Annotated in this window: 22 protein-coding genes; 20 read left to right on the top strand and 2 right to left on the bottom strand. The window is 44.0% G+C overall.

Annotation, left to right across the window (positions count from 1 at the left end):
* The first annotated feature begins 124 nt into the window (after positions 1–124).
* From ychF to rpsR, 4 genes are all read left to right on the top strand, one after another.
* The gene (ychF, locus tag ACZ444_RS00590) at positions 125–1225 is read left to right on the top strand and encodes a redox-regulated ATPase YchF (RefSeq protein WP_382357998.1); all 1101 of its coding nucleotides are present in this window, start codon (positions 125–127) and stop codon (positions 1223–1225) included.
* A gap of 165 nt (positions 1226–1390) precedes the next feature.
* Positions 1391–1684 (top strand): 30S ribosomal protein S6, encoded by a 294-nt coding sequence (rpsF, locus tag ACZ444_RS00585; RefSeq protein WP_382357996.1) that lies wholly within the window; start codon positions 1391–1393, stop codon positions 1682–1684.
* A 12-nt stretch (positions 1685–1696) separates the two neighbouring features.
* Positions 1697–2167, top strand: a complete 471-nt coding sequence (gene ssb / locus ACZ444_RS00580; protein ID WP_382357995.1) for a single-stranded DNA-binding protein — start codon at positions 1697–1699, stop codon at positions 2165–2167.
* A 77-nt stretch (positions 2168–2244) separates the two neighbouring features.
* Positions 2245–2475 carry a 30S ribosomal protein S18 gene (gene rpsR / locus ACZ444_RS00575; RefSeq protein ID WP_382357994.1) on the top strand — a complete coding sequence of 77 codons (231 nt, stop codon included), beginning with the start codon at positions 2245–2247 and terminating at the stop codon, positions 2473–2475.
* A gap of 108 nt (positions 2476–2583) precedes the next feature.
* Here rpsR and ACZ444_RS00570 read toward each other — a convergent pair whose 3' ends face one another.
* Positions 2584–3075 carry a DUF1189 family protein gene (locus ACZ444_RS00570; RefSeq protein WP_382357993.1) on the bottom strand — a complete coding sequence of 164 codons (492 nt, stop codon included), beginning with the start codon at positions 3073–3075 and terminating at the stop codon, positions 2584–2586.
* A 364-nt stretch (positions 3076–3439) separates the two neighbouring features.
* Here ACZ444_RS00570 and ACZ444_RS00565 point away from each other — a divergent pair, with 364 nt between their 5' ends.
* The 12 genes from ACZ444_RS00565 to ACZ444_RS00510 all read left to right on the top strand — a co-directional run bounded on the left by ACZ444_RS00565 (position 3440) and on the right by ACZ444_RS00510 (position 17704).
* Complete coding sequence (locus ACZ444_RS00565; RefSeq protein WP_382357992.1) at positions 3440–4387, top strand: YybS family protein; 948 nt, start codon at positions 3440–3442, stop codon at positions 4385–4387.
* Positions 4388–4413: 26 nt separating this feature from the next.
* Positions 4414–6381: a DHH family phosphoesterase gene (locus tag ACZ444_RS00560; RefSeq protein WP_382357991.1), complete on the top strand. Its 1968-nt coding sequence runs from the start codon at positions 4414–4416 to the stop codon at positions 6379–6381.
* 1 nt (position 6382) lies between these two features.
* Positions 6383–6829 carry a 50S ribosomal protein L9 gene (rplI, locus tag ACZ444_RS00555; RefSeq protein ID WP_382357990.1) on the top strand — a complete coding sequence of 149 codons (447 nt, stop codon included), beginning with the start codon at positions 6383–6385 and terminating at the stop codon, positions 6827–6829.
* A gap of 54 nt (positions 6830–6883) precedes the next feature.
* A complete protein-coding gene (dnaB, locus tag ACZ444_RS00550; RefSeq protein ID WP_382357989.1) occupies positions 6884–8257 on the top strand; it encodes a replicative DNA helicase in 1374 nt (457 codons plus the stop codon).
* 247 nt (positions 8258–8504) lie between these two features.
* A complete protein-coding gene (locus tag ACZ444_RS00545) occupies positions 8505–9809 on the top strand; it encodes an adenylosuccinate synthase (protein ID WP_382357988.1) in 1305 nt (434 codons plus the stop codon).
* A gap of 232 nt (positions 9810–10041) precedes the next feature.
* On the top strand, positions 10042–10746 hold the full coding sequence (gene yycF / locus ACZ444_RS00540; protein WP_382357987.1) for a response regulator YycF: 705 nt from the start codon (positions 10042–10044) through the stop codon (positions 10744–10746).
* 9 nt (positions 10747–10755) lie between these two features.
* Positions 10756–12582 (top strand): cell wall metabolism sensor histidine kinase WalK, encoded by a 1827-nt coding sequence (gene walK, locus ACZ444_RS00535; RefSeq protein WP_382357985.1) that lies wholly within the window; start codon positions 10756–10758, stop codon positions 12580–12582.
* On the top strand, positions 12582–13886 hold the full coding sequence (locus tag ACZ444_RS00530) for a YycH family regulatory protein (protein WP_382357984.1): 1305 nt from the start codon (positions 12582–12584) through the stop codon (positions 13884–13886). Before walK ends, ACZ444_RS00530 begins: the two co-directional genes overlap by 1 nt.
* A 2-nt stretch (positions 13887–13888) precedes the next feature.
* A complete protein-coding gene (locus ACZ444_RS00525; RefSeq protein WP_382357983.1) occupies positions 13889–14809 on the top strand; it encodes a two-component system regulatory protein YycI in 921 nt (306 codons plus the stop codon).
* A gap of 6 nt (positions 14810–14815) precedes the next feature.
* Positions 14816–15601, top strand: a complete 786-nt coding sequence (locus ACZ444_RS00520) for an MBL fold metallo-hydrolase (RefSeq protein WP_382357982.1) — start codon at positions 14816–14818, stop codon at positions 15599–15601.
* 59 nt (positions 15602–15660) lie between these two features.
* Positions 15661–16884 (top strand): S1C family serine protease, encoded by a 1224-nt coding sequence (locus ACZ444_RS00515; RefSeq protein ID WP_382357981.1) that lies wholly within the window; start codon positions 15661–15663, stop codon positions 16882–16884.
* 523 nt (positions 16885–17407) lie between these two features.
* The gene (locus ACZ444_RS00510; RefSeq protein WP_382357980.1) at positions 17408–17704 is read left to right on the top strand and encodes a 4a-hydroxytetrahydrobiopterin dehydratase; all 297 of its coding nucleotides are present in this window, start codon (positions 17408–17410) and stop codon (positions 17702–17704) included.
* Positions 17705–17710: 6 nt separating this feature from the next.
* Here ACZ444_RS00510 and ACZ444_RS00505 read toward each other — a convergent pair whose 3' ends face one another.
* Positions 17711–18286 (bottom strand): GNAT family N-acetyltransferase, encoded by a 576-nt coding sequence (locus ACZ444_RS00505; RefSeq protein WP_382357979.1) that lies wholly within the window; start codon positions 18284–18286, stop codon positions 17711–17713.
* Between the two features lie 192 nt (positions 18287–18478).
* Between ACZ444_RS00505 and ACZ444_RS00500 the strand changes: the two genes are divergently transcribed.
* The 4 genes from ACZ444_RS00500 to ACZ444_RS00485 all read left to right on the top strand — a co-directional run bounded on the left by ACZ444_RS00500 (position 18479) and on the right by ACZ444_RS00485 (position 21783).
* Entirely contained in the window at positions 18479–19030 is a 552-nt protein-coding gene (locus tag ACZ444_RS00500; RefSeq protein ID WP_382357978.1) for an O-acetyl-ADP-ribose deacetylase, read from the top strand.
* 141 nt (positions 19031–19171) lie between these two features.
* Positions 19172–19768 (top strand): YpjP family protein, encoded by a 597-nt coding sequence (locus ACZ444_RS00495; RefSeq protein ID WP_382357977.1) that lies wholly within the window; start codon positions 19172–19174, stop codon positions 19766–19768.
* A gap of 136 nt (positions 19769–19904) precedes the next feature.
* Positions 19905–21071 (top strand): TraB/GumN family protein, encoded by a 1167-nt coding sequence (locus tag ACZ444_RS00490; protein WP_382357976.1) that lies wholly within the window; start codon positions 19905–19907, stop codon positions 21069–21071.
* Between the two features lie 307 nt (positions 21072–21378).
* Positions 21379–21783 carry a hypothetical protein gene (locus tag ACZ444_RS00485; RefSeq protein WP_382357975.1) on the top strand — a complete coding sequence of 135 codons (405 nt, stop codon included), beginning with the start codon at positions 21379–21381 and terminating at the stop codon, positions 21781–21783.
* Positions 21784–21860 lie beyond the last annotated feature (77 nt).

The following is a 21860-nucleotide window of genomic DNA, read 5'->3' as shown; positions in this document are numbered from 1 at the left end:
AAATAAGCATATTTACGTGCTTATTTTTCCTTTTTGATGACTTGTCATTTAGTTGTCTTCTATCTATAATTGAACTTGATCGATGCGTTCATATGAACGGAATCCTTAAGGAGTGAAAGTGGACATGTCATTGACAGCAGGAATTGTTGGTCTTCCAAATGTTGGTAAATCAACGTTATTCAATGCCATTACCCAAGCAGGTGCCGAGGCAGCAAATTATCCATTTGCAACAATCGACCCGAATGTAGGTATTGTGGAAGTTCCCGACGAACGATTGAATCAATTGAGTGAATTAGTGAACCCGAAAAAAACGATTCCGACAACTTTTGAATTTACTGATATAGCAGGAATTGTTAAAGGCGCGAGTCAAGGTGAAGGCTTAGGGAACCAATTTTTATCGCATATTCGCCAGGTGGATGCGACTTGCCAGGTTGTACGCTGCTTTCGTGATGATAATATCACGCACGTATCAGGCAAAATCGATCCGCTGGAGGATATTGAGACCATTAATCTGGAGCTGATGCTTGCTGACTTGGAAACGGTTAATAAACGGTTGCAGCGCGTCGAAAAAATGGCTCGTCAGAAAGACAAGGAGGCTGTGGCTGAGTACAATGTTCTTATGAGATTGAAAGAAGCATTGGAAGCTGAAGAGCCTGTCCGAACACTGACGTTCTCTGATGATGAATGGAAATTGGTCAAAGGTCTGCAGCTCTTGACATCAAAGCCTGCATTGTATGCTGCTAATGTGAGTGAAGAAGATGTGCAAAACCCGGATGCGAATGAGGACGTTCAGAAGGTTAAGGAATATGCAGCGAAAGAAAATGCTGAAGTGATCGTCGTCTGTGCTAAGATTGAGGAAGAAATTACGGAACTGGACGCTGAGGAAAAAGCTATGTTTCTCGATGATTTGGGAATTGCTGAATCCGGACTTGATCAGCTCATTAAACGCTCTTATCAGCTGCTTGGCCTTGGTACCTTCTTCACAGCCGGTGAACCGGAAGTGCGTGCCTGGACGTTCCCTAAAGGGATAAAGGCACCCCAAGCGGCAGGTGTTATTCATTCCGATTTTGAACGTGGTTTTATCCGCGCTGAGACGGTTTCGTACGAGGATTTAATGGAAGCAGGATCTATGGCTGGTGCCCGGAATAATGGCCGGGTTCGTCTTGAAGGCAAAGAATACATTGTGCAGGACGGCGATGTCATGCATTTTCGCTTTAATGTTTAGGCAACTGACGGATATGACAGGGTGTTAGAAAGAAATCAGGATCTCTCGAATGCTTGTTTTTCAGTATGTATTTTGGTATAATACCGTGATGTGAGTAATAAATAAAAGATTACTCCTTGCTCTTTCTTGGAAAAGAGCCGCTCAGACCAAAAGGAGGTGTAACGGATGAGACAATACGAAATCATGTATATCATCCGCCCGGACATGGAGGAAGAAGCTCAAACAAGCTTAATTGAGCGCTTCAACAACGTGCTGACGGATAATGGGGCGGAAATTGATAAAGTTGATGAAATGGGCAAGCAGCGACTTGCTTATGAAATCAAAGACTATCGTGATGGCTATTATGTTGTCATTAAATTTAGCGGTGATGAAAATCCAGTTAATGAATTTGACCGCCAGGCGAAATTTTCGGATGACATAATCCGTCACATGGCAATTCGAGTAGATGATGAACAATAGGGAGTGGTTCTGATGTTAAATCGTGTCGTACTAGTTGGCAGATTAACGAAGGATCCTGATTTACGCTATACACCCAATGGCGTCGCTGTGGCGAATTTTACCGTCGCTGCTAATCGACCATTCACCAATCAGCAGGGAAACCGGGACGCTGACTTTATTAACTGTGTTGTTTGGCGCCGTGCCGCTGAGAACTTTGCCAATTATATGCGCAAGGGCAGCATGGTTGGTGTAGATGGCCGTCTTCAATCGCGCACGTATGATGATCGGGACGGGAAAACCATCTTTGTTACCGAAGTTGTCGCCGATAGTGTCCAGTTCCTGGAGACAAAAGGCAATGCACCTAACAGAGAACAGCAGTCAGAAGGATCACAGCCAGCTCAGAATCATGATCAGAACCAGATGAATCCATCACAAACGAGTGATAATCCATTCAAAGATAATGGCGAGCCTATCGATATATCAGATGATGACTTGCCGTTCTAAAAAGTTCAGACATCAGGATGCGCATACAATTGCTTATGCCTCCATTGGTCTGTTTTCACTTAAAAGGAGGGTGCTAAATGGCAGCTCGTCGTGGTCGTTCAAAACGTCGTAAGGTATGTTACTTTAAAGCAAATGGTATTACCCATATTGACTATAAAGACGTTGAGCTTTTGCGGAAATTTATTTCGGAACGCGGCAAGATTCTTCCGCGCCGTGTTACGGGAACGTCTGCAAAATACCAGCGTAAATTAACAACAGCAATTAAACGTGCCCGGCAAATGGCATTATTGCCATACGTGGCAGACTAAACAGAAACCCGATTCACTTGAACAGAAAACTTGTGAATCGGGTTTTCTTGTTTCTGCAGCTGACAAGCAGCCCGGCGTCAGCAGCTAGGGAACAGTGATATCAGGGTATTATTTTCGTTTTCGCCGCTTCGGATAGATGGTTATCAGCTTTATCATGAGCAGAAGAATATAAATGATTAATAAAGCAGTGACTATATTGTCGGTATTAACAAAGAAGGCCAGCAAGGTATAAAATAAAAATGGCAGTGTCGTTGTATAAACGGTCAATTTCCAAAGCATAGGAAAACGGACTTGACGCTGTAATAATTTAGCGATGCCTGTGAAAATATAGGATATTAGTGAAATGAATATAAAAACCATAATGGCTAAAGGCAAATAATTAAAAATGAAAAAATAAATCATGAGAAAAACAGTATTCATTTGTGCACCAGCAGAATTGTTGGCCATCAACTGATCAACAAGCGATGGAATGGCGACGATCAGCAGCAGAAGCAGTAAATAGATGATGGTTATATCCATCCCAACTCGATTCAGCTTATGCATGGCTTGTTTTTTTGGCAATTTGATACTGTTAAGAAACGTCTGCCATATTTTTTTCACATTGTCATCTCCAGTTTAATATTTCTGCAATAGCCTTATTATAATAAAAAATAACGGTTAAGGCATTTGTTGGCTATGACGAATCATTGACAGCCAATCGACAAATTTCCGTAAATATTTCCCGGGTAATAAATAAAAGTCTGGAAATGGCCAGGAAAACTTGTGTTGTTCTTTGGCAGATGCTAAATTTTAAGGAAAGTAAATAGCATGTTTATTTGGCAGCTGGCATTTTGGATATGCTGAATTACATACCAATTAAAGCTGAAATCATGTTACCATATAACAATAAGTTGTTATACTGACGCTGACATATCGTTGACGCAGTCAATACACTAGCTCATTATTAACTAAAGAGGTGCAATTAATGGATCAATCGAGACAACTGAAAGATGGCGTCATACTGACAGCTGTGTACATGATTCTAATGCTGATTTCAGGTCTTGTCCCTGTTATTTCAGTCGTTGCTGTCTTTTTGCTGCCTGTGCCATTTACTGTCTATGCTTCCCGTTATGATTGGAAGCCGGCTATTGTGATGTTCTTTGCAGCAGCTGCTCTGTCAGTTTTACTCACTTCAGTCTTTGGTCTGGCACTGGCAATAGTGATGGGGATCGGCGGGATAATGGCCGGAATTGCCATCAGACGGAATCTTTCTGCTTATGAGACCCTGTCCAGAGGGACGATTGGTTTTGTGCTCGGTCTGGTGTTGCTTTTTGTTTTCAGTCAATATGCTCTTCAGACGAATCTGGTTACAGAAATTAATCAGATGATGCAGCAGTCGATCAACGCGAGTCAGGATATGATGGACGAATTCGGTCTGGTGGATTTGACGGAAAAGCAAATGGATATGGTAACGGATCAGCTGGAGATGCTGCGGAATCTGTTGCCGGCCTGGATAGCAATTGGGTCACTTGTATTGGCATGGATCAGTCAGTGGGTCAGTTACAAAGTGATTGACCGCTTGGACTCTAAAGCGTTGCGTTTCCCGCCATTTCGGTTACTCAATCTACCGGTATCTCTGATCTGGATTTATCTTGTTGCGTTAATTCTGTCGCTTTTTGATCTTGATACGTCCGGCATGGTCTTTACGGCTGTTAATAATGTGCTGATGCTCACCGGCATTTTTATGCTGTTGCAGGGGTTTTCGTTTATCTTCTTTTATGCTCACGAGAAGCATAAGTCAAAGGCTCTCCCGATTATTAGCATCATAGTGACCGTATTTTTGCCGTTTATCTTTCTTTTCCTTATTCGTCTGTTGGGTATATTAGATATAGGCATTTCTTTAAAAGACCGGATTTCCAATGATAAAACGTAAGTGGTGTTCAAGTAGGAGCTGATTATATGCAGGATGTTCAAAAAAGATCAGGATTAAGCAGACATTTATGGGCGACTTATATTGTTTCAGTTATACTTCTTGGCTTTATCTGGTACTTTCAATGGGTGTTTGGGCTGGTACTGACATGCGTGCTGGCGGCCGTTCTTTATTACAGTATCCAAACAGAATATAGACGGCAGAAGGAAACAGCACAATATATTGCAACACTCTCACACCGTGTTAAGCGTGTTGGAGAGGAAGCTCTGCTGGAAATGCCGCTTGGGATTCTTCTGTATAATGAGAGTAATCATATAGAATGGGCCAATCCATATATGAATCAATTCATGGACAATGATACGCTGGTGGGCCATTCTTTAAATGCACTGGCAGATGATCTGGCCTCTAAAATTCAGGAAAATACGAATGAACTGTGGCTTGAGATCGATGGGTATCATTTTCAAGTTATCATCCGAAAAGATGAACGGCTTTTATACTTTTTTGACAGAACAGTCCAATCGAAGCTTGAGAGCCGTTACTATGACGAGCAAACGGTGATCGGGATTATCTTTCTTGATAACTATGAAGAAATAACTCAGAGTATGGATGACACACTTAAGAGCCAGTTAAATTCCAAAGTGACGGGCATTCTGAATAGCTGGTCCAACGATTATGGGATTTACCTGAAGCGCATATCACAGGACCGATTTTTAGGTGTTTTCTCTAAGGAAACACTGGAGCAGCTGGAGAAGGTTAAATTTTCTATTCTTGATGAGGTTCGGGAGCTTAATGCCGAACAAAATTTGACAATCACCTTAAGTATTGGCATTGGTGATGGTGACAACCAATTACCTGATTTGGGTGAATCGGCGCAGTCGAGTCTTGATTTGGCGCTGGGTCGTGGTGGTGACCAGGTTGTTATTAAAGACGATGCTGGCAAGGTGCGTTTTTATGGCGGGCGCACCAATCCAATGGAAAAACGGACACGCGTCAGAGCGCGAGTGATTTCACATGCTTTGCGTGATTTGGTGCAGGGCAGTGATAATGTGATTATCATGGGCCACAAGGCACCTGACATGGATGCATTTGGTGCAGCTATTGGAATTTTAAATATTGCCAAGGCCAGCAACGTGGAAGGCTATGTTGTATTTGATCCGGATGATGTTGATACTGGTGTTCATCGGCTGGTTGATAAATTAAAAGAGGATGAGGATTTGTGGTCTCATTTTGTTGACCCGGATGAGTCAGAGGCACTAATTACGAGTCGAAGCCTGGTGGTTGTCGTTGATACGCATAAGCCGTCAATGGTCGCACATGAAGATCTGCTGGATATGGCAGACTATAAAGTGGTCATTGACCATCACCGGCGGGCTGAGGAGTTTGTAGAGGATCCAACACTTGTTTATATGGAACCCTATGCTTCTTCAACTGCGGAACTTGTGACAGAATTACTGGAATACCAGCCTGAAAAATTAAAACTGAAAATGCTCGAGGCAACAGCATTGCTGGCGGGTATTATCGTTGATACAAAAAGTTTCACACTGAGAACCGGCTCCCGGACTTTCGATGCAGCGTCCTATCTGCGATCTAAAGGTGCTGATACAGTTCTCGTGCAGCGGTTGATGAAAGAGGATCTGGATGTTTATATTCAGCGGAGCAGATTAATTGAACGGTCGGAAATCTATTATGATACGATTGCCATTGCAAAAGGCGAACCCGGTGCAGCCTATGGCAGCGTTCTTATTGCCCAGACGGCTGATACACTCTTAACGATGAGCGGTATTAATGCGTCTTTCGTTATTACTGAACGGAGTGACGGACGAATCGGTGTCAGTGCCCGTTCACTTGGAGATGTTAACGTTCAAGTGGTTATGGAACAAATGAATGGGGGTGGTCATCTGACAAATGCTGCCACTCAGCTTGCAGATACAACCATAGATGAGACCGATGCACTGCTGAAAGATATACTGGAAAATTACTTTACAGGAGGGGAATAAAATGAAGGTTATATTCAAACAAGACATTAAAGGCAAAGGCAAAAAAGGCGAAGTAAAAGATGTTTCAGACGGGTATGCGCGGAATTATCTGCTAAAAAATAATCTGGCTGATGAGGCAACAGCTGGCAACCTGAAGGCCTTAGATGCGAAAAAGAAAAAAGAGCAGCAGCGTGCGGACGAGGAGAAAAAAGAAGCGGAGCTCTTGAAACAGGAACTGGCCAATCTGTCCATTGAGGTTAAGGCTAAAGCAGGTGAAGGCGGTCACCTATTTGGTTCAATTACCTCCAAACACATCGCTGACACGCTGAACAATGTCTATGGCTACAAAATTGATAAACGCAAGATTGATCTCGACAGTCCAATTCGCAGCCTTGGCTACACGGATGTGCCAGTCAAACTGCATAAAGAGGTAGTCGGGACCATAAAAGTTCACGTTGTAGAGCAGTAATCACCACTTATAGACGCGGAGCAGCGTTCAGTCTTTCCACAAGGAGGTAAGACGATGAGTGAACTTTTCGATGACCGGACACCACCGCACAACATTGAAGCGGAACAGGCTGTGCTCGGTGCTATCTTTCTGGAACCTTCTGCTCTGTCTTCAGCAGCTGAACGTTTGTTACCTGAGGACTTTTACCGGGCTGCACATCAGCGGATTTTTGAAACGATGCTGAATCTGATGGATAAAGGTGAGCCAATTGATGTTGTCACTGTTACGAGCTCGTTAACGAATGCCAGTAAGCTGGACGAGGTTGGCGGAGTGGCCTATTTATCAGACTTAGCTGGCAGTGTGCCGACAGCTGCCAACATCGTGTATTACAGTCAGATTGTTGAGGAAAAAGCTATCCTGCGCCGTTTGATCAGGACGGCAACGGATATTGTATCATCGGGTTTTTCCAGTGACAGCAATGTGGAAGATGTCTTAAATGAAGCAGAAAAGAATATCCTTGAAGTCTCCGGTCGCAAAAATACGGAATCATTTAAAGTGATTAAAGATGTCTTAATCGATGTTTATGATAATATTGAACAGCTCCATCATCATGATGGGGATGTAACGGGCGTCCCTACCGGCTATCGGGATTTAGACCAGATTACATCGGGTTTCCAGCGCAATGATTTAATCATTATTGCCGCCCGTCCATCTGTCGGTAAGACGGCCTTTGCTTTAAATGTAGCGCAAAATGTAGCGATTAACACTGAGGAAAATGTGGCCATTTTCAGTCTGGAAATGGGTGCTGATCAGCTTGTTTCCCGGATGCTTTGTGCCGAGGGCAATATTGATGCGCAGCGTTTGCGGACAGGCAGGCTTGAGGCAGACGACTGGAGTAAACTGACGATGGCTATGGGAAGTCTCTCCAATGCTGGTATTTATATTGATGATTCGCCGGGGATCCATGTCGGTGAAATTCGTTCAAAATGTCGTCGTCTGAAGCAGGAAAATGGACTGGGTATGATTGTCATTGATTATCTGCAGCTGATTCAGGGAAGTGGCAATTCCCGGGAGAACAGACAGCAGGAAGTTTCCGAAATCTCGCGTTCCTTAAAGGCACTTGCCCGGGAACTGAATGTGCCGCTGATTGCTCTGTCACAGCTTTCCCGCGGAGTAGAATCACGGCAGGATAAGCGGCCTATGATGTCGGATTTGCGTGAATCAGGCAGTATTGAACAAGACGCCGATATTGTGGGGTTCTTATACCGTGATGATTATTATGACGAAGAATCAGAGAAGCAGAATATTATTGAAATCATTATTTCCAAACAGCGAAATGGTCCTGTTGGCAATGTTGAACTGGCTTTTGTTAAAGAATACAGTAAGTTTGTTGACCTTGACCATCGCTATGCGGAAAATGATGTGCCGCCGGAACCGGCTCAGACCTGAGCAAAAAACAGCTTCACGTGTTGAAGCTGTTTTTTTATTAGAGTCCTGAGACAAGCAGGCAAGTCTCACTGTTTTCCACCCGCTTCTGTCAGTCAGTCTATATTTTTGGAGCTTTATACCATTATCGAACATTATAATTATTAAGTAATAAATTGTTCGTTTATTACTTTGACAGTCTGATAACTTGATGATAAACTAACGCTGTTCATGACGAAAAGACAAATGAAAACATACGGAGGTGCACGTTATGTCCTCAGTCGTTGTAGTTGGAACCCAGTGGGGAGATGAAGGAAAAGGAAAAATAACGGACTTTCTATCACAGAATGCCGATGTTGTGGTCCGTTACCAGGGAGGCAATAATGCCGGGCATACGATTCAATTTGCGAATACAACCTACAAATTGCATCTGATTCCATCGGGGATTTTCTATGCCGATAAAACATGTTTGCTCGGAAATGGGATGGTAATTGATCCCAAGGCGTTAATGGATGAAATAGCCTATCTGCAAGAGCACGGTGTAGCAACAGATAATTTGCGAATCAGCAACCGTGCTCATATTATTCTGCCTTACCACCTGACACTGGATGCCCTGCAGGAAGAGGCAAAAGGCGTGCATCAAATTGGTACAACAAAAAAAGGCATTGGCCCTGCTTATGTGGATAAAGTTTCCAGAAGCGGGATACGGGTGGCAGATTTACTGGATAAAGAGACATTCCGTATGAAGCTGGAACAAAATCTGCAGGAAAAGAATCGCTGGCTGGAAAAGCTTTATGGTGTGGAACCTTTCCAGATGGCTGATATTTTTGAGGCATATTATGACTATGGCCAGCAGCTGGCGCCGTATGTGTGTGACACGTCCGTTTTATTGAATGACGCCCTTGATGATGATCAGCGTGTTTTGTTTGAAGGTGCGCAGGGTGCGATGCTGGATATTGATCAAGGGACTTATCCATATGTCACGTCCTCCAGTCCGATTGCCGGGGGAGTTACCATTGGCAGTGGCGTGGGTCCATCGAAAGTCAATCACGTTGTTGGTGTCTCCAAGGCTTATACAACGCGTGTCGGTGATGGGCCGTTTCCAACGGAGCTGCATGGTGAGACCGGCCGACAGATTCGTGAGATCGGGCATGAATACGGGGCAACGACAGGGCGGCCGCGCCGCGTAGGCTGGTTTGACAGTGTGGTTGTCCGGCATGCACAGCGCGTCAGTGGCATTACTGATTTATCACTTAATTCCCTCGATGTTTTGACCGGCCTTGATACTGTGAAAATCTGTGTCGCTTATACTTATCAGGGTGAAACCATTTATGAATTTCCGGCTAATTTAAATAAACTGGCTGAATGCGAGCCTGTATACGAGGAAATGCCGGGCTGGCATGACGATATCACAGGAATGACGGATATAGACGATTTACCGGAAAATGCCCGGCATTATCTGGAGCGGATTTCGCAGTTGACGGGTATTCCTTTGGTCACGTTTTCTGTTGGTCCGGATCGCCAGCAAACCAATGTTGTCCACGATATATCCGGCGGATTTCTGCAAGCCCCTTAGAATGATAATAGAAACATTATAGCGAAGAAAAGACTGACTCAATCCCTTGTTAGAGTCAGTCTTTTGTTATGGACGGCAAGTGAGCCATAGTCGCTCATCACTTTTTTTATTTAACAAAAGACATTTACGCATAAATAAGGTAAAATGGATAAGAGACGCATGTATTGAAGGCAGCTGATTTCAGCATTTGTTTCGGACTGCCTGAACAACCGTGATAAAGGAAGGGATGGCTATGGCGCATAAAGTACTGGTCGTCGATGACGAGCAACCAATCGCGGATATTCTGCAATTCAATCTGGAAAAAGAGGGTTATGAGGTCGTTGTTGCTTATGACGGCGATGAAGCGATCGAGCGTGCAGATGAAGAGAAACCGGATTTAATATTGCTGGATATCATGCTCCCAGGCAAAGATGGGAATGAAGTATGCCGGGAAATTCGCAAAACACAGGCAATGCCCATTATCATGCTGACTGCCAAAGATGCGGAAATCGATAAAGTTCTGGGTCTGGAACTTGGTGCGGATGACTATGTGACCAAGCCTTTCAGCAACCGGGAAGTTATTGCCCGGGTTAAGGCTAACCTGCGCCGGCAGCAGCAGCTCCCGGATGATGCTGTCCAGCCAACGAAAAATATTCAGATTGGCCGCCTTGTCATCAACCCGGATGCTTATGCTGTGACACGGGACAATGAACAGGTGGATTTGACACACCGGGAATTTGAATTGCTGCACTATCTGGCCCGTCACATTGGGCAAGTGATGACACGTGAACATTTGCTGGAGACCGTATGGGGCTATGATTATTTTGGCGACGTCAGAACCGTAGATGTGACTGTCAGACGTTTACGCGAAAAAATCGAGGATAATCCAAGCAACCCAACCTGGATTGTGACACGCAGAGGAGTCGGTTATTATTTGCGTAACCCCGAGCAGGAATAGGGTGTGTTCATGCATAAGGTTAGCCTGTTTCGTTCTATACAACTGAAATTTATCGTTATTTTTATATTATTGCTGCTGGTCACGATTCAAATTATCGGTGCCTATTTTGTCCGCGGTCTGGAAACTGAGCTCCGGGAGAACTTTGAAGAGTCTATCGAAGCAACTGTGGGCATTATGGAAGTAAATCTGAAACAGGCTTTCAGTAAGGACCGGTCGGATGATAATCCTGATACCCCATCATTAGAAGATGAAGTACAGGATATTGTGCAGGTTAATAATACGAGGGATGTCAAAATTCAGGTTATGAATATGCAAAGCCGGATTATTGCCTCAAATGATACAACAGGCGGCAGCAATATCGGTAAAAAGACGACTAAGGATTTCATTACGAATGTTCTGCGTAACGGAAATGAGAACAAGAGTAATGTTTACGACGAGGAAAACAATCGTATTTACCGGCGCGCTGTCCCGATTTACGATGACGAACATACACAGACCGGAGCACTTTACGTTGAGGCATCCCTGGAAGGTGTCTACAGTCAGCTGAATGATATCAACAGTGTTTTCCTGAAAGGTTCAGCCTTAGCAATTACGATATCAGCCTTTTTGGGAATTCTGGTGGCCAGAGCTATTACAAGGCCGATTCAGGAAATGCGCGGGCAGGCACAGAAAATGGCCCGGGAAGATTTCTCGCAAAAAGTTAATGTCTATGGTAAAGATGAGATCGGTCAGCTAGCGGAATCGTTTAACGATCTGAACGCTAAATTAAAACATTCCAGAGCTTTAACGGAAGAAGAAAGGCGCAAGTTAAGCCTGGTTTTATCCAATATGTCAGACGGGGTCATTGCAACGGACCGCAATGGGTATATTACACTTCTGAACGATGCCGCTGGGATGCTCATTCATCAGGAGACAGAAGAGGCAGAGGGCAAGTTCCTGCTTGATGTTCTGCAATTGGAGGATCGTTCTGTGGATATATCTGAGCTTCCGGACAGCGGTTCGATGATCATTGATTTTAGTGATGAGAACACTATTTTTGAAATCCGGGCAAAGTTTTCCACGATTACGGATGAGGATCAGGATGTGAGCGGGTTTATTACAGTGCTGAGTGATGTTACAGAGCAGCAGGAAATCGAGCGGGAGCGCCGTGAATTTGTTTCAAATGTTTCGCACGAACTGCGTACACCGCTGACAACTATGCGCAGCTATATTGAAGCACTGACGGAAGGAGCCTGGGAAGATAAAACAATCGCACCGAAATTTCTGCAGGTCACTCAAAATGAAACTGACAGAATGATTCGGATGGTGAATGATCTTCTGCAGCTTTCCCGCATGGATAATAGAAGTGAGTCGCTGCATCAGGAACAGGTTGACTTTATCAACTTCTTCCATGGCGTTATTGACCGGTTTGAAATGAACGTATCAGAACATATAACGCTGGAGCGTGATCTGCCGGAAGGGTCTCTCGATGTCTGGCTTGATCAGGATAAAATGGTGCAGGTACTGGATAACGTTATTTCCAACGCGGTCAAGTATTCTCCTGAGGGTGGTGTCATCCATTTTGATGCAGCAGTACAAAATGGACAGCTTCTCGCATCGGTCACTGATGAGGGAACAGGCATACCATATGATAAAGTTGATAAGATATTTGACCGTTTTTACCGTGCGGATAAGGCAAGATCCCGGAAGCTGGGCGGTACAGGTCTGGGGCTGGCGATTACAAGAGAAATCGTTGAGGCTCATCAGGGCAGCATTTGGGCAAAAAGCAAAGAAGGTAAAGGGACAACTATCCTCTTTACACTTCCGCTGGAGAACCAGAAGCGGAGGGGTGACTAATGCATCTGGAAACAGTAAAATCATTTGCACTGACGGTTCTGATTGGAACTAGTTTATTGCTTTCTTTTACCCTGTGGACCTACAAGCCTGATAATGAGACTTCTACAGAGGATGTTGTTCAAGAAAGTACGGATCTTGGCGGAGATGAGGAAAGCATAAAAGAACTTGCCAAACCGGAGTCGGTTATCTTCCGGAATAACAATCACTATTATGGCTTTTCTAATCCGTCAGATCGTGCATCGCTCTATAAGGATATGCAGTCCTGGGTCTTGTATAATTTCCGAACGGTTGAAAGCAATGGGCCGCCATCTGCAAAAAAACAGGTTGAATTTGACTTTCCAGGCGCTATACCCATGTCTATGGCAGGTGATATGTTTACATTTAATGAAAAAAGGAATTTTCCCAATTGGCAGTTTGACCGTTTAATCATTACATTTAATCGGGATAAAAGTTCACTGAATATCACCTTTATGTCGAAAAATGGACGACGGCAGGCATCGGCTGTTGTTAACAATTCCAAAAAACACGACCGCTTATGGGACCGACTGGAGACGTATGACGGACTGGAGAAATTTAAACGGGTGGATAAGGCAAACGAACCATTCTATATACCAGCCAAAAGTACGAAGCTAGCTGTTGAATACAGAGCAGTCAGGACGATTGACTCTATTAATATGGTCGATATAATGTTTGTAGAACCCGATAATGTCAACCGTAACCGGATCAGTAAGAATGAAATCTACTTCACAGATAGTGCCCGCGGCATTATGCGTGTTTATCCGAATAGACGGACGATGGAATACCAGAATCCGCTGCAGTCCTCCTTTAAGCAAATGCAACCGGATAAGCTGCTTTCCCGCAGCATATCACAGATTAATGATCATTTAGGGTGGACTGACAATTACCGATTAACATCAATTGATATTGCGGCTGGCAACACCGTCCGCTATCAATTAGCTTATGACAATTATCCTGTGTTTGGCCATAATTATTCAACGATGATTGAGCAGCAGTACCGTGAGGGTGAACTGCATAAATATAACCGTCCATTATTCAGTTTGGCGAATTATTTAAGTGAAGATGAGACAAAAACACTTCGCTCCGGCGATAAGGTGATCAATATGATTGAGAACAGTTCAACATATGACCTGGCTGATATAGACAATATTAAAATCGGTTATCAATTGATTTATCGAAGTGATTATGATGCTGTTACCCTGGAGCCGAACTGGTTTATAAACAGAAATGACAACTGGCGGGAAATTGATTTTAATGCTATTGAAAAAGAACATAGGGGGGGATGAGGATGCAATGGAAGCAAATTAAAACGCTATTTATCCTCTGTTTCCTCATTCTGGATGTTTATTTAGCAGTGCTGATTATCAATAAACAGGATGAAACTGAAGTTGCCTCGATGGATACGGCTGAGAAGTCATTTGAACAGCAACTGGATTCAGAAGATATCGCAATCAATGCAGATTTACCCGATAAAAGCTTTGAGGAATCCAACGTTGAATTAAAGCAAAAAAGCTTTACTGAGCATGAACTGGCATTTTTTGATGACATAGATAATCAGCAGACAAAACTTATTGATAACAAACTGATTCTGTCACGGTTTGATGAACCGGTCTCAATACCTGATGGTGCTGGCAGTGACAAGCTGACTAAATTGATGAAAGACAGGGTTCCTTTTTTTGATGATTATACGTTCGGCGGCTGGAATGAGGATATGAATGTTCTGATGTTTTTCCAGACAAAGAATGATGTTCCTATTTATTACAATCAAAATGGCATCCTGCTTGTCTATTTAGATGATGATAATGACATGCTGTTTTATACTCAGACCATGCTTGTTAAGCAGAATTCACCTACGAAAGATGAACCGCTTATCAAGCCAATAGGTGCTATTAAGAAGCTGTTTAACAGTAACAGGCTGGAATATGGTGATAAGATTAGCGATGTCAGCATGGGCTTCTATACACGCTTTCCTTTGGAGGGTGAACAAGTTTTTTCCCCGACATGGACGGTGACCATCAATAATCAAAACAAGTTGTATGTGAATGCAATTGAGAATAAGATCTACCCCAGTGATGAAGTGACGTTTTTGACGGGTGCGGTAACGAGCACCCTTGAGAAATTACAGACGCTTGAAAAGGATAATGAATTAAAAGCTTACATGACGGCACATTTAAAGAATAAATTAGCAATGATTCAGGATTCGGAGTGACGGTTAATGAGTTTGTGTTTTAGTGTATTGGCGTCTGGAAGTACCGGAAATGCTTTTTATATTGCAACGGATCAGGAAAGATTACTTGTCGATGCCGGACTGAGCGGGAAACAGCTGGACAGGCTGTTTCGCGAGGTCGATGTCGACCCTGCGAGCCTGGATGGCATTCTCGTTACGCATGAGCACAGTGATCACATCAAGGGCCTGGGGATTATAGCCCGTAAATATCAGCTGCCCATCTATGCCAATGACAAAACGTGGCGGGCTATGGAAGATTCTATTGGCTCGATAGCACTTGATCAGAAATTCCATTTTGGCATGGAGGAAGTTAAAAGCTTTGGTGATATCGAAGTGGAGTCGTTTGGTGTTTCACACGATGCAGCAGAACCGATGTTTTTTACATTCCGGAATGAGGGCAAAAAAGTCGCACTTGTGACGGATCTCGGTTATGTTTCCGAACGGATAAAACGGACTGTAGAAGATGCTGATGCTTATATATTTGAGGCGAATCATGATGTTGGCATGCTGCGGATGGGCCGTTATCCCTGGAATGTGAAGCGGCGCATTTTAAGTGATTCGGGACATGTTTCGAATGAAGATTCTGGGCTGGCACTGTCAGATTTAATCACGAACCGGACCAATCGTATCTATCTGGCTCACTTAAGCCAGGACAATAATATGAAGGATCTGGCGCGTATGTCGGTCGATAATATTCTGCAGGAACGCGGTATTAATCTTGATATTTGTGATACCGATCCTAAAATGCCCACAAAATTATATCATGTAGGATAATTCTGGCCTCTTTTGTGCAATACTATAACGGAAGTATTGCGAATAAAGGGGAAAGGTAAATGGCCTATTTTGATAATGATCATCAGACAGATCATTCGAAAAAATATCGCTGGTTCTGGCCCGCTCTTATCGGTGTTGTTGCTGGTGTTCTGATTGCCTTCCTGGCATTGGGAGGTCTCCGGGGCAGTGGTATGCTTCCGGAAGCGTGGACAGGCGGAAATGAAGCGATAGATAATGACGGCAGTAATCCAATTAAGACGCCTGAGTCAGGTGGTTACCTCTCAGTGGATGTGTCGTCGCAAATAACTGACGTGGTCAATGCAACCAGTCCGGCGGTTGTCGGCGTGCTTAATATTCAGCGTCAGGGTAATTATTGGGATCAGCATGACAAGCAAAAGAAAGGAAAAAAAACGGCCTCGGGATCCGGCGTCATTTATAAAAAAACAAATGGAAAAGCCTATGTGATTACGAACCATCACGTTATTAAAGATGCGGATGCCGTTGAGATTGTCCTTTCAGATAATACCCGTGTTCAAGGGGATATTATCGGCAGTGATTTATTTTCTGATCTAGCTGTTTTACAAATGAACAGCAAGCAGGTTAAGCAGACAATTAACATGGGAACATCAAAAAATGTAAACGTTGGAGAGCCTGCCATAGCGATTGGCAACCCGCTTGGTATGTTTCTTGGGTCGGTGACTCAGGGCGTCATTAGTGGTACTCAGCGGACAATTCCCCAGGATTTTAACCAGGACGGACGTGCGGACTGGCAGGTTGAAGTTATTCAGACAGATGCCGCTATTAACCCCGGAAATAGTGGAGGAGCTCTGATTAATGCGGATGGCCAGTTAATTGGCATTAATTCCATGAAAATTAATCAGAAGTCTGTTGAAGGAATTGGCTTTGCCATACCAATTGATACAGCAAGGCCAATTATCGAAGAACTGGAACAGACAGGTGATGTGAAACGGCCTTATATGGGTGTGGAAATCTACTCGCTTGATGAAGTTCCCCAGTCGGAATGGGATAAGACATTAAACCTTCCAAACAGTATTGAAGGCGGTGTTTATGTCTGGTCCGTTGATTCGGGTACGCCGGCCGATCAGGCAGGGATTAAACGGCTTGATGTCATAACAACCCTTGACGGCGAGAAAGTGAAGGGCATGATTGGTCTGCGCAAGATTTTGTACCAGCAGAAAGAAATTGGCGACCAAATAGCGGTGACCTATTACCGTGATGGCAAGAAGCAAGAGGCTTCATTTGAACTGGTGGAACAACGCTAGGATGACCAATGTGGCCGGGCGGTTCAGGACGATAAGCTATCCTCTTAGTGGGATGGCTTATTTTTTATCCACAGACTGTGCACAAAATGTAGATAAGTCCATATCTCGTACGGAACATAAATTCCACAACAAAATAACCGGGAACGTTTGTGCACATGTTTATAACTTTGTGGACAAATTTTGTTTTGGTTTCTGGTTCTAAAATACAGAAACCAGTGCATAACACAAACGGATAACTTCAGATAAATTCGCGTCATAATAGGGGATGAATCAGGATAACACTTTCCCTGGACAAGTATGACTTAAAATACTGGAAAGGTTTATTTAAACAGCTTCAGTTTTATAGGCGTAACCCTTCAGCAAGCCATCCACAGGTAATGAAACCGGTTTTTTAAATTAACAATTTAGTTATCCCCAAAAACTTGTTGATAGTCTGTGGATAATACTTAACACTGTTTAGCTGTTTTATTTTTGTTAGACTGTGGATAGTGAGTTAAATAATAATCGAATGGAGGCGAATGTAATGGAACGTCTGAGTGAGGAGCAGATTGAAAAAGAACTGGAACAGCTGCCTGATTGGAAACGTATTGATGACAAGTGGATTGGCCGCCGCTACCGTTTTAATGATTATTTGAGCGGGGTCCGCTTTGTTGATCAAGTGGCAGAATACGCGGAAAGCCGTAACCATCATCCTTTTATTTCGATTGATTATAAGATTGTTACGCTGCGAATCTCGTCGTGGCAAATGAAGGGTTTAACAGATCTGGACTTTGAAATGGTTAACCATTTTGAAGAACTATATCAGCAAACAACGAACTAAAATAACTCAGTGTTTCCAGTCCGGCTTCAGCGAATTCCTGGCACTTGGCCACTCTTCTGTAAGCATGCTGTAGATCACATGATCAACGTAATGATCATAGAGCCATTCAGTCTGACGCAGCCGGCCTTCTTTGACGAAGCCGAGTCGCTCCGGAATCGCCCGGCTTTTTTGATTTTCGGAGGCGGCACGTATTTCAATCCGGTTAAGTGCCAGTGACTTGAATCCATAATCAATCAGGCTGCTGGCAGCACGTGTCATAATGCCTTTTCCCTCATAGCGGCTGCCAAGCCAGTAACCTATCGTGCCGCTGTTATTGAGCCAGTTAAATAGATTGAATCCAACAATACCGGCAAGCTGACCGTGATACATTATTCCGGTTGTCAGTCCACTGCGGTCGATAAACTGCTTTGAAGCTAATTCAATAAATGCCCTGGAGTCGTTAATGGTTTTCGTTTGATCGACCCATGACAGCCATGTCCTGAGGGTTTCTCTTGATTCATCAGTAAGTTGGAATAAAGGTGCAGCGTCATTTATATCCAGTTGTTTTAAGGTGATATCCTGATTAACGGTCAGTATAAACATTAGCATCGCACCTCCCATGTTAACGTTATACTGATTTTATCAGATTTGGGAAATTTATCAAACATTGATTTGCAGCCGGGGTAACATCACTGGAGCCCGGAAACGCGCTGCTGCTACTGTCTACCGTATTTGGCTAAATAAGAAAAATGGGCTGTCATGAACGCTATGATTAACACAGGAAGGGTGAGGATGATGAAAATTGACATAAATGGAAACATACTAGAGCTTGTCGTTGGTGATATCACAACCCTGCAGACGGATGTGATCGTGAATGCGGCTAATGGCTCATTGCTGGGTGGTGGCGGTGTTGATGGTGCCATTCATCGTGCAGCCGGCAAAGAATTGCTGGAAGAATGTAAACAGATCCGGGAAAAACAGCTGGATGGGAATTATTTGCCTGCAGGCGAGGCAGTTATCACCAGTGGCCAGAATCTGCCGGCCAGCTATGTTGTTCATACAGTCGGACCGGTTTGGAATGAGCATGATGACGGCCAGGATGACGTGTTATCAAATTGTTATCAGAATGCTTTGGAATTGGCTGTGACACATGATGCGTCAAGTATTGCCTTTCCGTCAATTTCCACAGGTGTTTACCACTATCCGGTAAAATTAGCTGCTGAAACAGCTTTGCAAACGATGATAGCCTTTTTGCAGAATCATCAATTCGGTCAAGTCGTGATGGTGCTGTTTTCGGAACAGGACTATGCTGCATATGAGAAAGTATTGCATGATCTGGTTGGCTGACTGCAGACTTCTCAGGGATTTGGTAAAGTGTCCGTCGCTGGCGTGTTAAAAAATCGTAACATAGAAATCATTCGAAAAAGGCGTGCACATTTATCTGATAAATGGTAACATTAGTTTAGCAGAATAAAAAGGAGAAACACTATGAAACTTTGGATGCGAAAAATTTCTGTGGCTCTGATTGCTTTTATAACGTTAGGTTTATATGTTCCGGGGTCGCCGGCTGATGTTCAGGCTGATCCGGGAAAAGAAACCGCGGATTCACATAAAACGTCTTCAGAAAGAGCTGACCATGATGAACAACCGGCACTCACCGCAACTATGCCGGTTAATACACCGGAGGATCCTGTCCAGGATTTGCATGACAAAGCAAGAGAACAGGCACTCCTGAAAATGGGGCCGCGGATCGTAACCAAAGTGGAGGATGATTTTGAGGCCGATATTCTGCCGAAAATGGAAGAAGCGCTCGATACCATTTTTGACGGGACAGAGGCAAGGACCGTTGAGCATTACCATCTGACAAAGCAGCCGTCCAGTGGCTTTGGTGAACGGATTTTCGATATTTATGACGACCGATCAAAAGAGGCTGTTGCCCGATTTGACGTCAGGCGTGAAAATCGGCCGATGGAGGGCTACTGGTTTAACTTTCATTACCACGTGAAAAGTGATGGCTTTACAGAGCACCATGCCATTGGCGAAATTTACTGGGATAAAAATAAACCGCCGAAGTGGATGGCCTGATAAGGATTGCCTGGTCTTGCACCGGGCTTTTTGTTTGTTTGATGAAAGCATTCGTCGTTGTCTTAGTTGGCATACATCCGGGTACGCAGTATAATAGGACACATGGTTGAACACGGTTAGGACAGGAGCTTATTATATGGCTGAAGATAATATAACGCGAGTTCATCTCAATAATAAAGAATACATACTGATTGGAACGGCCCACGTTTCGAAAGACAGTGCTGAGCAGGTTAAAGAAGTGGTTGAAGCCGAACAGCCGGATGCCATTTGTATTGAATTGGACCAGCAGCGGTATAAATCCATCACAGAAGGCGATAAATGGCGGGACATGGATATCTTCCAGGTGATTAAAGAAAAGCGAGCATCCCTGCTGTTGGTGAATCTGGCTATCTCCTCGTTTCAGAAACGCATAGCCAGCCAATTTGGCATTAATGCTGGGCAGGAGATGATTCAGGGGATTAACTCTGCAGATGAGACCGGTGCTGAGCTGGTATTGGCCGACCGTGATATTCAAATCACGTTTTCCCGTATTTGGGCGAATCTCGGTTTTAAAGGGAAAGCGATGCTTTTAATGCAAGTGTTTGCCAGTATTTTCAGCCGTGAGACGATTTCTGAAGAGGATCTGGAAGAGCTTAAATCGAAGGACATGCTGGATAGTATGCTTGAGGAGTTCACTAAGCAGTTTCCTCGGCTGAAAAAACCATTAATCGATGAGCGTGATCAATACCTCGCTGAGAAAATTAAACAGGCACCGGGTGAAAAGATAGTCGCTGTCCTGGGTGCTGCGCATGTCCCAGGGATTACCGGTGAAATCGAAAAGGAACATAGCCTGGAACAGCTGAGACAGCGGCCGCCGAAGTCGAAAGTGCCTAAAATAATTGGCTGGGCAATCCCGATTCTGATCATCGCTATGATTGCCTATACATTTATTGCTAATCCGTCAACTGGCTGGCAGCAGACTGTCAGCTGGATTTTGTGGAATGGCAGTCTGTCTGCTGTTGGGACAGCTATCGCCTTTGGGCACCCGCTGACCATTCTATCAGCATTTCTGGCAGCGCCGCTGTCGTCACTGAATCCTCTGGTAGCGGCAGGCTGGTTCGCTGGCATTGTGCAGGCTCTTGTCCGCAAGCCGCATGTTCGCGATTTTGAACAATTGGCTGATGACGTCTACAGTCTGAAAGGTTTTTGGCACAATCAGGTGACGCGTATTCTCTTGATTGTCGTTTTGGCGAATGTCGGCAGTTCTATCGGAACCTTTATTGGCGGAGCGGATGTTATTCGACTGTTTCTGGAAAGTCTTTGATAAAGGCTGCGGCATAAGTGTTTTTATTAAATATAAATCCGAACAGTCAGGAGAAATTATCAGTTTGCTGGGGCGATTGGTGCTGGAATTCAATCGCTCCAGCATTTTTTAGTTAATTTAATAAATGTTATCTCCGTCACATAGTCGGGACAGTCACTGCATAGATTGTATCAGGCAGCAGATGTAACGTGCTGTACTATAAAGTGTGTGTCCCATCACGTGGCGGCATTTATGAAAGGGTTTACACATATTAGTTTTATGGTACAATGATAATATACTGAATATTTTGTTAAAAGGAGGAAGTAATATGGGTGCGAAATGGATTAAGATTTCTGTTATTTATTTTATTTTAGGTATTGCCATTGGTATGTTTATGTCCTCGACACTTCAGCTGCAGTGGTCGGCTGCGCATGCTCATGTAAATTTGGCCGGCTGGGCTTCTACTGGTATTATCGGGCTTGTCTACACGGCCTACCCTAAGGCAGGCAACAGCATTCTGGGCAAGTGGCACTTTTGGCTGTATAATCTAGGCTTGCCAATATTGCTGTTAAGTATGTTCATGGTGCAAATCGAGGGCTTGCTGTCATTTTCTCACATATTTACGTTCACAGGTGGTACAGCAGTTGCTATCGGTGTTGTGCTCTTCATTATCAATGTGTTCAAACATGTTCATGAATCGAATGCTTATAATCAGCACAAGGATGCTGTATAAGTTAAGGACAAAAGTGCGAACCACTTGCGTGACCGTGATTAAACCGCTCCGGAAATAGACGTCGCTTTCCGCGGGCG

This window comes from Lentibacillus kimchii (genome assembly GCF_055381965.1).
Note: the sequence above shows the minus strand (reverse complement) of the source record. Positions and strands in the feature narration are given on the sequence as shown.